Genomic DNA, 14,573 nt, shown 5'->3' on the forward strand with positions numbered 1-14,573 from the left:
TTTATATCTTTCGTTTTGTTTGTTTTTGATGGTTTTGAAAGAAATGGAATCAGTAGTGTTCAGAAATACAAAAAGCGGGGATGTACATTCCCCGCTTTTCAGAACGAAATTCTTTTATCTAAATCATTTCCATTCGGAAAAATCCTTGATGATCTGGAAGTTCTCAGGCTTTAGGGTTTCATATACCTCTTTTGTCCAAGTGTAGGTATCGGGCAATTCACCAATGCCGATGAATTTGGTGTCCAAGTTCAGCCCTGCAACCTGAGCTACATCGGTGATCCGCAAACAGTTCAACATCTCAATGGCCTCTCCCCTTCCATCTGGTTGGCTGGGCACATTTTGACTGGCGGGCGGATTTTTCACCAAAACGGTATTGATATCGCCTTTGAGCAGTGCAGCATACAGGGCCACCACCGACATTTCACCTTCGGCCGCAATGTTGATGTTTTCCCTATCGATATTGAATCCGGGAATAGATTGAAGGGCCTCAATGCATCGAAGCACATCGTACACCCTCATGGAGGCAACGGTCTTGCCCATCCATCCCAAGGACCTACGGATATGCCATTGCATGTTCTCCGCCCATCCGGTTTCCCCGATTCCCCTTGCCTCAAAATAAACAACGGTCTGGTTTGGGTCGATTCCTGAAACGAACTTTCCAAAATCCATGAACGGCTCGTTGGGGTTCTTCAAAACCAAAAGCACGGATTGTTTTTCCTCCGGCGGCCTGTTCCAATAAATGGTGAACTTTAATCTCCATCCTTCTTCGGAAACAAAACTGAAGGTCTGCATCCCATATTTGGCCTCCTCTACAGTACGATATTCCCATTTTACATCCAATGGCACTGGGTTTTCAGGGAAGGCCCTAAACGTTTTCTCCTTTAAAAAATCCAAAACCTCAGCACGATAGGTTTCCAATTCGGGCTTGGTCTTGATCATGGGCGGTTCCGGCAATGCAAAGAAGGTTTCCTGAATGGTCTTTGTACGATCATCCTCCGGAGCCCCGTTGGTATAGACCGCCAGTTCCTCCACGGACAACTGCGCTTTTTCAGATTTGTCAATATCCCCAATTTTCTCAGGGGCAACCTCTTTACCCATCAAATGTTTTATGAAAAATGAAAAAATCTTGGGGCGAAGGGTTTGCCTATCACCATGACCACCATCTGCTTCAATCAACGACAGGTTTTGAGAAGCCCCATAAAAATCATAGACCTTTTTGACGTCCTCATGCAGATCACGTACCGATTCAATGGCAAACAAGGCATCCCTATTCGGCGCAGCGATCATAAAGGGTTTTGGCGCGACCAAGGCTCCGATATCCGAAAAATCCCTTTGATAAGTATTCAAAGGCCTCATGCAATCGCATTGATGATCTATCGTGCTCTGGCAAATTTCAGCATACAATTCTTCGCCTCCGGCCGCAGGGGCCGCAGCTTTTATCCGATCATCCAAAGCGGCCAAATACCAGCTTTGTGATCCTCCTCCCGAAGCACCCGTGATTCCAAGTGCATTGGGGTTCACTTCGGGCATCTGGCTCAAAAGGTCCAACCCTCGAATACCGTTCCATGCTTCCACTCCACCCGGATTGTATCCACGGCTGTACCAATGGAACCAACCGTTCATATTGGTCCCCCAATGTTCCCCACGTACTTCACCCCATTGGATGGTCTCAATGATCAGACACACAAATCCCAATTTGGCAAACTTATGGGCCAGACCTTGGTAGTAGGCTTTTTGGGTCTCGGCATGTCCGCATACATACAGAATGGCGGGAGCCGGTTTTTTTATCCCTTTAGGGATATAGAGGTTGGCGGGCACGTACAGATTGGGAAGCGATTCGTAATAAATCTTGTCAATCCGATAGCCCGGCATGGAAATGGAACCCACTGTTTTTACATTTAGTGGCGAACGTTCCCCGGTGAGCGGCACATCGTTCAGGCCCAGCATTTCCACCAATTCTTGATAACGTTGGGCCCGAATGGCCTTCCACTCGTCCAAAGTGTTCACATCCTGCAAGAAACTTTCGGACACCTTCTTTGCTGATTCTGCCAAATACACCTGAATATTGTTGGGCTGATCTTGTGGCGGACAAAGCGAGAAATCCATTTCTTGGGCCTGCATCGCCCCTGCAAACAAAAGCATGGTCAGGACATAGAATATATTTTTGAAAAGTGAAATGCACATGGGTAAATTTCTCATAGTTAATTCATAGATGGTTGGTTTCCCTACAATTTAGGGCAATGTAAATTTCTTGATCATGGTATCATCTGCCACCTGTAGACGAATGAAATAAATATCTGAAAGTCCTCCTTTGGATTCTTTGAAGGAGATGGGCAACGTGCCTTTTTCAATTCCTTGCTTCTCAAAAGTCCACAACAAGTTTCCTGCCTTATCCAGCACATCCAGATGCACATCAGAAGAAGAATCTAGGACAACTTCGACGTCCAAAGCTGTTTTGGAGGCAGACTTAATTTTGATATCAAAATTTCTTTCTTTCTGTAGAGGTAGGTCCGTGCGCCCGCCATATTCCTTGTAGTGGTCCATTACGGCCATACTCAAAGGCTCATCCCATTGCATTTGCATGATGTCATCTTTGGCCCTCCAGTATTTTGGTGCAACGGTGTTGGCCAGATAGACCATGTCGCAATCCTCATAAAGCCCTGAAATTCCATACTTTTTATACAAGCTGGTCTGTGCTTCAATCCGTAAGCTGTTTTGATTCTCCACACTTCCCACGCTGACCAGTTCACTGAAGATGCTGTCCCTCATGGCTTTATCATTTTGGGCGGCCCAATAGACCGCAGCCATAGATTCCCGGTGCCAGTACAAGCCCCAACGGTCCTCTTTGTGTTTTCCGGCCCTCCACCAATCAAAAATAGCTTCTTTGATGATGGGGTCATCCACATCTTGCAAATAGAGACCATATCCCATAAACCAAGTATTGTCCCTCCATTCATCTCCCGGATTTGCTGTTCGTTCTATGGCCATGGCCAAGAAATTATCAGCCTCTTTTTTTGCGGCTTCCATACCCACGACGGTCCCAAATGTTTTTAGACCCACATAGGCACCTCCCGAAAGTTGGTCCACATCGGTATTCCCCCAATGGTTAAAAGCGGACCGAATTTCGTTCATGACTTCGTAGGTCCTCCAATCGCCGGTAAGGTTCCAATGCAGGTAATGGCCCAACCAGTTGGTTCCATAACCGTCCCAGGCGACACCACCGGTCCTATCATTTTCATCTTGAGGTGTTACTCCCCAATAGGCTGAGTGTCTCCGACCATACCCCACCATTCTGCTGTCTTCATCGCTGTAATGCTTGATGAGCGCATCCCTGACAAACTTCAAATGGGCCGAGGCCGATTTCCAATATTCATACTGGCCTGTCCTCAGGTATTGCATGAATTTGCGGTAGCTTATCATGGTATTGCCCCTTCGCCATCCATCATAGTCATCTTTGCGGTTGGAGATCCCCCAAGTACCCAGCTCCTTATTTCCAATCTGATAAGCGTACATGAACATCATATCCCCATAGTTTAACATGCCCAACCAGCCAAATTCAATGGCCGAACGATCTATAAATGCGGTGCCGGTTGCCAAGTAGGCCTCGGTCTTCGGGAATTTCTCATCATCCTTGGGCATGATCATCCCGGCAGCCTTGGTCCCATGATAACTGTACCATTCTGGGTTTACGTAAGGTTGAGGCGCATCTTCCACCAAAGCTGTAAAAACATTTTCTTTTATGACATCATCTGGAGCATGAAAATTGTAAAACACATCGTGGGTAATGCTCATCCCCTGCATTCCTTTTTCCCAACCGGATGCCCTTAGGTCCATGACCAAATCCCCATGATCGGGCCAGATCCAAGCGTTAAGCGACTTTTCCTTTCCGATATAGGAAAGCTCCTTCGGGTACATGTAGGCCATATCTTTTATGGCAAGGGTCACTCCAAATTTATCCGAACTGACATCAATCCAACCATCGGTTTTTTCAATTCCTTTGGCCACTTTCTTTCCTGCTTCTACCGTCCAGTCCAATGGAAATCCTTTGTGCTCAAGGTTGAAAACGTTGGATGGGCCGCTATTAAAAAGATAGGAGGTATCCCGTTTACTGATTTTTTCTGCAGTGGAAAGTCCTGCTGCCCTAAACTGCGGTTCGCCCTCGAAATTCAAGGGCAGGCTCAATCCCAGCCTTCGGATATTGGTCGTCTGCGGATTTCCCCTGAAAAGAAAATTGTGCTGTACCCTTACAAATGATTTCCCTTTGTAGGCGTGGAGCCAAATAGTGTATTCACTGTCATCATCAAGTCCGCCCAATCGGCCTTTGATTTCAATAACAGTCCTCAACGGACCGGATTCCACCACTTTTGCGGTGTATTTCCCTTCGGCAGCGCTCTTGCGCAGTTCTTTTCCCCCTCCTTCTTTCCGCATCCATTCGGGGCCTCCCTTTACGGTTGGGATGGCATTCTCAGCAGGGACTGAAGTTCCTGCCAAAAGATCTCGGTTGGCGTAGAGGTTGTTGGGACGCTCTGGGTTCTTGTCCTGAAGGTCCATAAAATGGTCTTGACCCGAACCGCTCTTCACCACTTGTTCCGATGCTTCAAAGACGCCATTTTTATTCAGGTCGAGCCATGCCTCATCCATAAACCCAAATCTTCTTTTGCTTACCGTAAACTTTAAAGTTCCAGTATTGACCGTTATGAAATCGTCGGTCTCGGTATGCATTTTTGTCTCCTCAACAGGTTTTTCGGAAAGCAGCAATTGATCGGTGACCTTTTTGTTGGCCAATATATCTTTTTGATAGTCCAGCAACACCCATTTAATGGACCCGTCCGCCCAACGAGACAGGATCCTTTTTTGGGACTCAGTGCCCGAAATGCCTATTTGATCTACATGAAAAACGGCTCCTTTAGGAAAGGGCACACCCCCGGTGATGGGCCAATCTTCCCGATCAAAACCGGTATGGTCTTCGACATGGAGACCGGATTGCGCAGAAAGTCCGTTCGCAGCTAGTAAAATGACCAGAACACAGCATCGGATTAGACAACCACATATTCCCCGTTGATCCTTTTGCATTTTTTTCATTTGTTCCGACATCATTTTAAAGTGTAATAAATTTAATTTTCATTTCAAGGACAACCTAGGATGTTCCCATTTTAATTTTCTTCAACATCCCTACCAAACCATAAACCTACTTCTTCGGTTTGCCGACCATCAGTTCCACCGTGCCCCATGTTACGGTACGGGCTATGGGATTGTGCGATTTGGTCTCATATTTGGCCAACAGTTTAAGACGATGCCCCTCTGGACAATCCTCAGAAATCTTAATGATGGAACTAAAGGTGATCCCATCGGTCTCCCATACGGCAGGTAAGGCTTCATCAAACAGTTTTTCTCCCACAATGTATGGGTCATCATAGAAAAGTTGGGCCCTGTGCCCATTGGTATAGACCAGAATTTCCTCGCCCGGACTTACTTTTCCATCCCCATTGCCCGAACCCACCAAGGTATCCTTCACAGAACGTCCATCATCAATGTCCAATCCATCAAATGGGGCCACATCAAAGAAAACAGGCATGTAAAACATATTTTCAAAGGCAACGTCCCCCGAGGTCATTTTTAATTTCGCTTTCACACCGAAGGGACTTCCATCTTTTGGCGGCACTTTGTTAGAGGTCACGGCTATGGAAGGTATCTCGATTTGTCCATCGGCCTTTACCACACCATTGAAAGTTGCCGGATTGGCCACCACACTACTGTCACGGGTCTTGAGTTCGAATTTCACCGTATCCCCCTCAACATAGGGCGTGCCGAGATTGGCTATTTGGATGTGGAGCTGGTTTTCTTCCCCGACCCTCAGCATTTTTCGATTTTCTCCCAAAGTATAGCCTACAAATGTGGGTTTGGGCCCATCGTTGGTTTGGTGAATACCTATCTCATGGCCTTCCCCATCCAATTTCACATGGAGCCTTCCCTCAGCATCACTTTTGAGGATCTGCGTGCGCAACTGACCGTTCTTTCGATTGTAATCCGATATGGTATATGAAGCATCGGGCCTATATATGGCCGCAGTGGTCACCGTGGCCTGTAGCCCTTCCAAAGCAGGACCTTCCGGAAGCCATTTGTGGGTATACAATCCAAATCCTGCCTTCGTCACCTCCGAGAGGAAGAGCAAACCAGGTTGGGACTTATCACTCTCAACCTTATAATCCCAAAGTTCAAAATCGGGATAAACGTCATAGTGCGACCAGCTTTTCTGTGGCGGAATCTGCTGTTGGAGCGACTCCAACAAAAAAGACAGGGCCTTTTCGAATGCTTCGGTTCCACCATTGGGATCGACTTCGTGTCCTCCTTCAAACTGCCAATATCCGTAGTAGGGATGGCCCTCCCATAGGGCCCCATTGTTGGTCTCCTTGTTGAGGGCCGACAATTCCCCATGCGAACTGTTTCGCAAACGATATGGTACATCGCTCAAATTGGCAAAGGTGTAACGCAGGGGATAAAATGTATGGTTGTCCGGCATGCCAAGGTAAAACTCCGTGCTACCGCACAAATCCACCGCGGCTCCCACCATGTCCGGGTATTTTCCCGATAAGTAGGTCGTCATCATACCTCCCATACTGAAACCCATGAGTGCCCTACCATACCTATTGTCCACGGTCCGGTAGGCGCTATCGATATATGACACGACCTCCGGAAAATAATCCTTCATCTGCACATCGTAGGTCATATGCTCATGATACCCCATATTATAAGGTCTTGGGTCGGCATCATCCATTCTGCCATTGAGCAGCACAAAGATCACTTTGTATTTATCCGCCAGTTTCCCGATGGAATCATAGGCCAAATTGGAACTGTCCTTCATATGGGTGCCTCCCCAACCATGAAGGTAATAGACCACGGGATAGGTTTCATCCGCATTGTCGGTGTAGCTTTTGGGGAGATAAATTCGATAAGGTTTTTCCTTGTTGAACACCTTACTAAAATGGCTCAAATCCTCGTAGGATGGTTTGGCTTTGTCACAGGAAGAGACCAAACAAACCAGAGCAATCACGGGTAACAACACCCATTTTCTTAGGACCATATCACCCATTTTTTCTTCTTTAGGTTTTTCATTTATGAAAGTTGCATCCATGAGCATTCGGATTGGCCACCCACATGAAAATCAAATATAACATTTTTATAAAAATAAAAGATTTTGAAAGTAAAAAAGTTTCATAATCATATCAATAAACAATTGTATCTTTGCTTTATAGTTATTTTTTCAATAAAATCATTATTGTTTTCAATGTAAAGAAACCATGAAAACTGACCAACATTAACCCTAATAGCGCATTCCACATGAACAGATGTACCACAAGACAAGCTTTTCAACTCTCCATCCTTTTTCTATTATTGATGACCGCAGGCTGCAAAGAAAAAAAAGAAGCAGTGCAGATGGATTTCATGTCCACTATTGAAGCTCAAATGGATACCCTCCAGAAAAACATCGACTTTGCCAAGGACAGTATCAAGTTCACCCCGCGAAGCTATACCCAAGGGGATTTGAAATTGGTGGACAGCGAGGATTGGTGCAGTGGTTTCTATCCAGGCACCTTGTGGAACCTGTATGGATTGACAAAAAATGACAAATGGAAAGAAAGAGCTATAGCCTATACCGAACGATTGGATTCCATTCAGTACCTAAGAGGCACCCACGACTTGGGCTTTATCATGGAATGCAGTTATGGCACAGCTTTGAACTATGTAGCGTCCGAGGCATACGAAAATATCATTGTGCAGACAGCCAAGACCCTTTCCGAACGGTTCAATCCCAAGGTAGGGGCCATCAAATCATGGGATTGGAGTGATGAATGGGTGTATCCCGTTATCATCGACAACATGATCAACCTTGAAATTTTGTTCCACGCGACCCGGATTACCCAAGACAGCAGCTTTTACAATATTGCAATTTCCCATGCGGACACAACCCTAAAAAATCATTTTCGGGAAGACAACAGTTCTTTTCACGTGGTGGATTATGACCCCGAAACCGGGACCGTCATCAAAAAGAACACCCACCAAGGATATGCAGACAGTTCGGCATGGGCCCGGGGACAGGCATGGGGACTCTATGGCTATACGCTTTGCTATCGCGAGACCAAAGACCCTAAATATTTGGAACAGGCCATCAAAATTGCCGATTATATAAGTGGACATCCGGAGCTACCGTCAGACAAGATCCCTTATTGGGACTATGATGTACCCAAAACTTCCTCGACTACCCGAGATGCTTCCGCCGCGGCGGTCTCAGCCTCTGCGCTATACGAATTATCGGGTTTTGTTGAAGATGGTGGTTCCCAAAAACATCTTGCTTTGGCCAACCAGATCATGGAGACATTGAGCACTCCCGCATATTTAGCTTCCGAAGGGACAAATGGTGGGTTTCTGCTGATGCATTCCACCGGTGACCTACCAAGCGATGGAGAAATTGATTGTGGGATCAACTATGCGGATTATTATTTTGTGGAAGCGCTGCTCAGGAAAGAAAAAGTAGCGGCCCAATAGAGTCGCATTTCCTTCTTTGCCCTAATCATTAAAACTAAAAAGGGCCGACTTGGATCACACCAAATCGGCACTTTCTAATCGTTATAAGTTTAAGGCCAACTATTTGCTTCAATTGTATTTATTCCCACTTTAGCTTAATCACCCTTACGCCATCCAAACCGGGGTTCAGGGCAGCGATGTAATATTGCCCGTCTTCATGGATGATCTCAGGGGCTGCAATGGGCAGGGTGCATACTTTTTGGGAGTCGTCATCTACACCAAAATTGTATGGATTGGGCGATGCATAGACGGTGGTATGATTGTCCTCTCCGTATTTTTGGGTCACGAAGAGATAATACAGCTTATGCTCTGGCAAGTACACCACTTGCGGGCACTCGTCAGAATATTTTGGATCACTACCATTGTATATAGGGGTGTGCGAAACCATGACGGATTCACTCCAATCCACCATGTTCACCGATGTCCTGACAAATCCTGCACCGTCATCATACGGTGCTTCCACATGGCTTGAATAATAACAATAATATGTATTGCCCCTTTTGATGACCATAGGGTCCCTGGCTTGGGTAAAAAATGTTCCTTCCCAATGGCCATATTCGGCAAAAAGGTCCGGTTGTCCATTTCCTCCAAGGACACGTTCAAAATTCTTCCCGTCATAACTCTTGGCAAGACAGATTCTTCTCAAATCGCCATAGAACAAATAAAAGACACCATCTTCCTTGAACATATATGGTGCCTGCATACCTCCAGGGGTCTCCCCCAAGGTGGGTTCTGCCGTCCATTTGATGCCCTGTGGCTCCCAATCTTTGGCAAAGAGTGATTTTCCTTCCCACCCATATAGGAAACGGGTGGTGACATAGGCCGGGGCAAGACGTGTTCCGGGTTCAAAATTGGAATTACGGATACAGGACCACAGTTGCCATGTGCCATCGGCGGCTTTCCAAATTCCGAAATCAACGGGTTGTTGCTTATCCGTATTGAATTTTCCCAAATCCGGGGTACTGGCTATTTGCCACCATTCTCCATCTAGAACAGGTACTGGAACTTTTTTGGATTGGGCAAAAAGTCCAACACCCAACACCAATACAAGTCCCAGTACACCTTTCTGTAAATTCTTCATTCTTAGCTTTTTGGGGATAACCTATAAATCGTCATCCTATATTGTTTGTTCCCCTGTGGGCCTGTGGCTATTTTTTCACTTCCCACTTCAGCTTGATCACCCTTACCCCGTCCAAACCAGGGTTCAATGCCGCTACATAATATTGACCGTCCTCATAAATGATCTCTGGAGCAGAAATGGGCAGGGTGCATACTTTTTGCGAATCGTCATCGACCCCAAAATTGAACGGATTGGGGGAAGCATAGACCGTGGTCTGGCTATCCTCTCCATATTTTTGGGTCACAAACAGATAGTACAGCCTGTGTTCTGGCAAGTAGATTACCTGTGGGCATTCGTCCGAAAACTTAGGATCACTACCATGGTATGTTGGTGTATGGGAAATCATGACGGATTCACTCCAATCCTTCATGTTCACCGATGTCCTTACAAAGGCCGCCCCATCATTGACCGGATCGTTGATGTGGCTGGAATAGTAACAATAATAGGTATTGCCCTGTTTCATGATCATAGGGTCCCTTGCCTTGGTGAAAAAATTCTCGCCACCATATTCGTATTCAGCAAACAGATCAGGTTGGCCATTACTGCCCAGCACCCGTTCAAAATTCTTCCCATCTATGCTCTTGGCCAAGCATATCCTTTGCCAATCCCCATAAAACAAATAGAAGAAACCATTTTCCCTGATCACATAGGGAGCTTGCATACCTCCTGGTGTTTCCCCCAAAGAAGGTTGGGCCACCCATTTGATGCCCTTCGGCTCCCAATCTTTTGAAAAAAGGGTTTTTCCCTCCCATCCATATAGAAAACGGGTGGTACTGTATTCCGCAGAAAGTGGTGTGCCTGTGCCAAAATTGGCATTTCGGATGCAGGACCACAATTGCCATGTTCCATCTGCTGCTTTCCAGACACCAAAATCCACAGGTTCTTGGTTATCGGTGCCATATTCTCCCAAATCGGGGTTGCTGGCTATTTGCCACCATTCCCCATCCAGAACAGGTACCGGTATTTTTTTGGATTGGGCAAAAATTCCCAAACTCATCGAAAGTAGAAATCCAAGTACAAAATTTCGTTTCGTATTCATTTGCTTTGTTTAAACTGTTCAAAATGGACATAGCATGCTCATCAAGGCAAAAAAACCTTGATTTAGTTTGTTGTAGTCAGGGAAGTTTATGTGCTTATTCCCACTTCAATTTGATGACACTCACTCCATCCAATCCAGGATTGAGGGCGGCCATATAGTATTGTCCATCCTCATAGATGATCTCTGGCGCGGCCACTGGCAGTGTACATACTTTTCTACTGGTATCGTCCACTCCAAAATACATAGGGTTGGGGGATGCATACACTGTTGTTTGGCTATCCTTCCCGTAGCGTTGTGTAATAAAAAGATAGTATAGTTTATGCTCTGGCAAATACACCACTTGTGGACATTCATCAGAAAACATAGGATCACTTCCTTTATAGGTGTCTGTGTGCGAAATCATCACAGATTCACTCCAATCCTTCATATTGACAGAAGTCCTGACAAATGCAGCTCCATCATAAAAAGGCTCTTCCACGTGGCTGGTGTAATAGCAGTAGTAGGTATTTCCCCTTTTGATGACCATGGGGTCCCTAGCCTGGGAAAAAAAGGTGCCGTCCCAATGGCCATACTCTGCGAAAAGGTCTGGCTGACCGTTGCCCCCAAGGACACGTTCAAAATTCTTTCCATCATAACTCTTGGCTAGGCAGATCCTTCTCCAATCCCCATAGAACAGGTAGTACACCCCATCTTCCTTATAAACATAGGGAGCCTGCATACCTCCAGGGGTCTCTCCCAAGGAAAGCTCTGCAGTCCATTTGATGCCCTGTGGTTCCCAATCTTTGGCAAAAAGGGATTTTCCTTCCCATCCATACAAAAACCGTGTGGTACTGTACTCCTCAGAAAGTGGCGTTCCCGGCGCAAAGTTGGAATTACGGATACAGGACCACAACTGCCAAGTACCGTCAGCCGCCTTCCACACACCAAAGTCCACGGGCTGCTGGGATTTTGTATTATACTCCCCCAGATCGGGTGTTGTGGCAATCTGCCACCATTCGCCATCCAAAACCGGAACAGGGATTTTCTTGGTTTGGGCACTCAGGCCAAGGGACGTTAAAAGCAAGATCCCAAATACATAGTTCAGTTTAATTCTCATCTTATCAGTGGTTATTCTAACCTTTCGGTTTTCAATTATTACAATTCCATTCTTCGATCTAAACTCCAACACGACCTGTAATCAAGCCGTGTTGAAAATTTAGAAAGTTTTTGAAAGATTATTTCAAATCTTTTATTCTTTTTTATTCAAAAGCCCCGATGCTTAGGTTTCCTGACACTGTCCTGCTCATGGAACTTTGATGCTTCACATACTCAGAAAGTACATCATGATCTGGCAACAAGATAGCCGGAAGGGTCGCCCCTTGACCAATCAATGGGGAACCGTTCATCAAACCAAAATCTTGGGCATTGAAATCATTGAACATGGGATCGGTGCCCGTTATGTTATTGCCCAAGTCATTTAGACTACCATTTATTCCGTCACAATGGCAATCTTTCCAACCTGTTTTCAACCAGTTGCTGTACATGTTGAAGGTACCCTGGGTACTCATCATTGCAAATTTATCACCTGAAGCTGAACCATACACCACATTGTTGAACACATGTGCTGTTTCGTCATTGGTGGACAATGCAAGCATTGCCGTTTCGTCCAACCTTGTGGAAATAATGGTGTTGTTGTAAAAATAGAGGTTCCCTTTCCTGTATATGGATGTATTTCCTGTATCCCCTCCATAAAGCACCATTTGATTGTTTCCGGCACCATCGGGCTCTATCATGACATTCCCGTACACAAAGGTGGTCCTGTAACTTGGGTGATCCACCAACGCCTGCGTATCCTCGGCATCTACCATATCCAATTGTCTATTGCCCCCTTCTATCCAGTTGTAACGGACCACCAGACCTGCAGATCTATCCTTTAGGTTGTTGCCATTCGCCCCTGACCTCAATGGGCCAAAATAGTTGTATTGGTAAGTGATATTGATTGCAGCGGTATAGGTATTGTGGCCATAGTTACTGCCTTCGATACCGTTATCATAGAAATGGTTCCCTTCGATCAAAATATTCTGTGAGTTTCCACCATTGGCTCCGATGAACAAACCGAATCCAGAATCGCGCAATGTACAGTTCCTAATGATCAAGTTGGCTGCTTTTTCCACATAAATCGCGGCTCCCAGTTCCGTATAGTTTGCTGATATACCGTCTTCATCTGTGAATTGATAAGGTGGACGAGCGGATTTTACCTCAAGGTTCTCAATGGTAATATAGTTGGGCAGCCCATCTTCAGGTACTGCTGACCCTCCTATTTTGATGACCCCTCGTACATCGTTCCAGAAAACCACGTCGTCATCTGTTGTGGCACCATCTCCATCAATCACGGGCTGTTGTCCCTCGGGACCGTTCACCCCTATGATCTCAATACGTTCAGTTTCCGTACCCTGCCTGTTGATGACCCATTTTTCCTTGTATGGGGTTTCCCTCCAGTGTATATAGACCTTATCTCCTGGTATCAAAGTGGCCCAAGGCACATCAGAAATATTGGCCAAGGCCTGTCCGGGTCCAACATGGTAATCCTGTGGCTCCACACTATTGTCCACGATACCAACACTCCATCCGGCCGACCAATCCGGGGCTCCTGCACCATTTCCGGCACCCGTGGCCACAGCTTGGGTATAAAACGATTGGTTCGCTCCCAAATAGCTGGTCGCTGCAAAACCTACGGGTGAATCCGTAAATTGAACATTTGTAATGGACAAGTCGCCATTTTCAATACGAAGTGCCGCGGCAGCATCAGTTTCCACAACATGGATACCGACCAAGGCGTTGCTCACATAAAAATTGTCAATGGTAAGGTTGCCCCCTCCTTCTTTATAAAATAGGGCTCCTTCATCGCTGGTTGGCCCAACTACGGTGATATTGCTCAAGGTAGTCGTGGTAACCGGAGTGGCATCGCCGTTATCCCCATTATTTGATCCTTCTATACCTGCTTTGGCTCCGCCTGAAATATACCAGTTGCTGCCAGAACCGCTCCATCCATCGGCAAAATCAATGGAATCATCACCGCTGCCTATGGAAATAAGATAGTTTCCATCCACAGTTCCGCCAAAAAATTCTATTCCATCATCTCCGCCGTTATACGATTCCACATATTCAAAAGTGGTACCCGAGCCTACACCGAACAATGAAACGCCATTGAACTCCTTATCATTGGAGAAGGTGGCACCTGTGTACTCGACCCGTAGGTATGTAATGGAACCAGAATCATCGTCGGCGGTATTGCCACCATAGGTAAGATCACCTACCTCTGTGGTAACATCGGTCCCTTTATTTGTTGGGGCATCACCTGCTATGACCAATCCTCCCCAGTCGCCCGAAGCGGGAGTTTCAGCCCCCGACGTCATGACCACAGGGTTGTTCGCCTCCCCATTCACATAAATCTTTGCTCCTCTCTCCACTCCAATAAAAGCAGCCGTACCCCCAGTAGCTTTAATGACTGTACCTGCAGGAATGATAAGGGAAGCACCTGACTTCACCATATATGCTCCTGTCAATGTGTATTCAATCGCTGCATCCAATTCAGTGTCCTCTGTTACATCGCCAGATAATTCTGGGGTTCCTTCCTCACAAGCATCACAATTTGGACCACCGCAATCCACTCCTGTTTCGCCGTTGTTCTGGATGCCATCCGAACAGGTTTCTGTCGGGGTATCATCACTACTATTGCAGGATAGTGGAAAAGCCATTGTCACTAGGCTGATCATAAGTGCAAAAAATGTTTTTCTCATGGGTTATGGTTTTAGGTTCAGAGCTCTTTTTGAGTCCGAATTGTTGAAGAAA

8 protein-coding genes are annotated in these 14,573 nt (G+C 46.1%); 1 reads left to right on the forward strand and 7 read right to left on the reverse strand.

The annotated features are described in order from the left end of the window. Window positions 1–123: 123 nt before the first annotated feature. The 3 genes from DB398_RS06715 to DB398_RS06725 all read right to left on the reverse strand — a co-directional run bounded on the left by DB398_RS06715 (window position 124) and on the right by DB398_RS06725 (window position 7,081). Window positions 124–2,184, reverse strand: coding sequence for an alpha/beta hydrolase family protein (locus tag DB398_RS06715; protein WP_159076334.1), 2,061 nt, complete (start codon window positions 2,182–2,184; stop codon window positions 124–126). 48 nt (window positions 2,185–2,232) lie between these two features. Next, the gene (locus tag DB398_RS06720; RefSeq protein WP_159076335.1) at window positions 2,233–5,073 is read right to left on the reverse strand and encodes an exo-rhamnogalacturonan lyase family protein; all 2,841 of its coding nucleotides are present in this window, start codon (window positions 5,071–5,073) and stop codon (window positions 2,233–2,235) included. A 115-nt stretch (window positions 5,074–5,188) separates the two neighbouring features. Then, on the reverse strand, window positions 5,189–7,081 hold the full coding sequence (locus DB398_RS06725) for an alpha/beta hydrolase (protein WP_159076336.1): 1,893 nt from the start codon (window positions 7,079–7,081) through the stop codon (window positions 5,189–5,191). A 257-nt stretch (window positions 7,082–7,338) separates the two neighbouring features. On the opposite strand from DB398_RS06725, the gene DB398_RS06730 reads away from it, so the two are divergent. Further along, on the forward strand, window positions 7,339–8,544 hold the full coding sequence (locus DB398_RS06730) for a glycoside hydrolase family 88 protein (RefSeq protein ID WP_108423632.1): 1,206 nt from the start codon (window positions 7,339–7,341) through the stop codon (window positions 8,542–8,544). Window positions 8,545–8,662: 118 nt separating this feature from the next. Here DB398_RS06730 and DB398_RS06735 read toward each other — a convergent pair whose 3' ends face one another. From DB398_RS06735 to DB398_RS18425, 4 genes are all read right to left on the reverse strand, one after another. Continuing rightward, window positions 8,663–9,664 carry a glycoside hydrolase family protein gene (locus tag DB398_RS06735; RefSeq protein ID WP_108423633.1) on the reverse strand — a complete coding sequence of 334 codons (1,002 nt, stop codon included), beginning with the start codon at window positions 9,662–9,664 and terminating at the stop codon, window positions 8,663–8,665. 67 nt (window positions 9,665–9,731) lie between these two features. Beyond that, the gene (locus DB398_RS06740) at window positions 9,732–10,742 is read right to left on the reverse strand and encodes a glycoside hydrolase family protein (protein ID WP_159076337.1); all 1,011 of its coding nucleotides are present in this window, start codon (window positions 10,740–10,742) and stop codon (window positions 9,732–9,734) included. Between the two features lie 94 nt (window positions 10,743–10,836). Then, window positions 10,837–11,838 carry a glycoside hydrolase family protein gene (locus DB398_RS06745; protein ID WP_108423635.1) on the reverse strand — a complete coding sequence of 334 codons (1,002 nt, stop codon included), beginning with the start codon at window positions 11,836–11,838 and terminating at the stop codon, window positions 10,837–10,839. Window positions 11,839–11,980: 142 nt separating this feature from the next. Next, window positions 11,981–14,521, reverse strand: coding sequence for a right-handed parallel beta-helix repeat-containing protein (locus DB398_RS18425; RefSeq protein WP_199913360.1), 2,541 nt, complete (start codon window positions 14,519–14,521; stop codon window positions 11,981–11,983). Window positions 14,522–14,573 lie beyond the last annotated feature (52 nt).

Source organism: Flagellimonas amoyensis, from assembly GCF_003058265.1.
Classification (GTDB): domain Bacteria; phylum Bacteroidota; class Bacteroidia; order Flavobacteriales; family Flavobacteriaceae; genus Flagellimonas; species Flagellimonas amoyensis.

What these genes read in the sequence shown, in the direction of transcription:
- DB398_RS06730 (WP_108423632.1), top strand. Translation starts at nt 7,339, where the DNA reads ATGAACAGATGTACCACAAGACAAGCTTTTCAACTCTCCATCCTTTTT.
- DB398_RS18425 (WP_199913360.1), bottom strand. Translation starts at nt 14,521, where the DNA reads ATGAGAAAAACATTTTTTGCACTTATGATCAGCCTAGTGACAATGGCT.
- DB398_RS06720 (WP_159076335.1), bottom strand. Translation starts at nt 5,073, where the DNA reads ATGCAAAAGGATCAACGGGGAATATGTGGTTGTCTAATCCGATGCTGT.
- DB398_RS06725 (WP_159076336.1), bottom strand. Translation starts at nt 7,081, where the DNA reads ATGGTCCTAAGAAAATGGGTGTTGTTACCCGTGATTGCTCTGGTTTGT.
- DB398_RS06735 (WP_108423633.1), bottom strand. Translation starts at nt 9,664, where the DNA reads ATGAAGAATTTACAGAAAGGTGTACTGGGACTTGTATTGGTGTTGGGT.
- DB398_RS06740 (WP_159076337.1), bottom strand. Translation starts at nt 10,742, where the DNA reads ATGAATACGAAACGAAATTTTGTACTTGGATTTCTACTTTCGATGAGT.
- DB398_RS06715 (WP_159076334.1), bottom strand. Translation starts at nt 2,184, where the DNA reads ATGTGCATTTCACTTTTCAAAAATATATTCTATGTCCTGACCATGCTT.
- DB398_RS06745 (WP_108423635.1), bottom strand. Translation starts at nt 11,838, where the DNA reads ATGAGAATTAAACTGAACTATGTATTTGGGATCTTGCTTTTAACGTCC.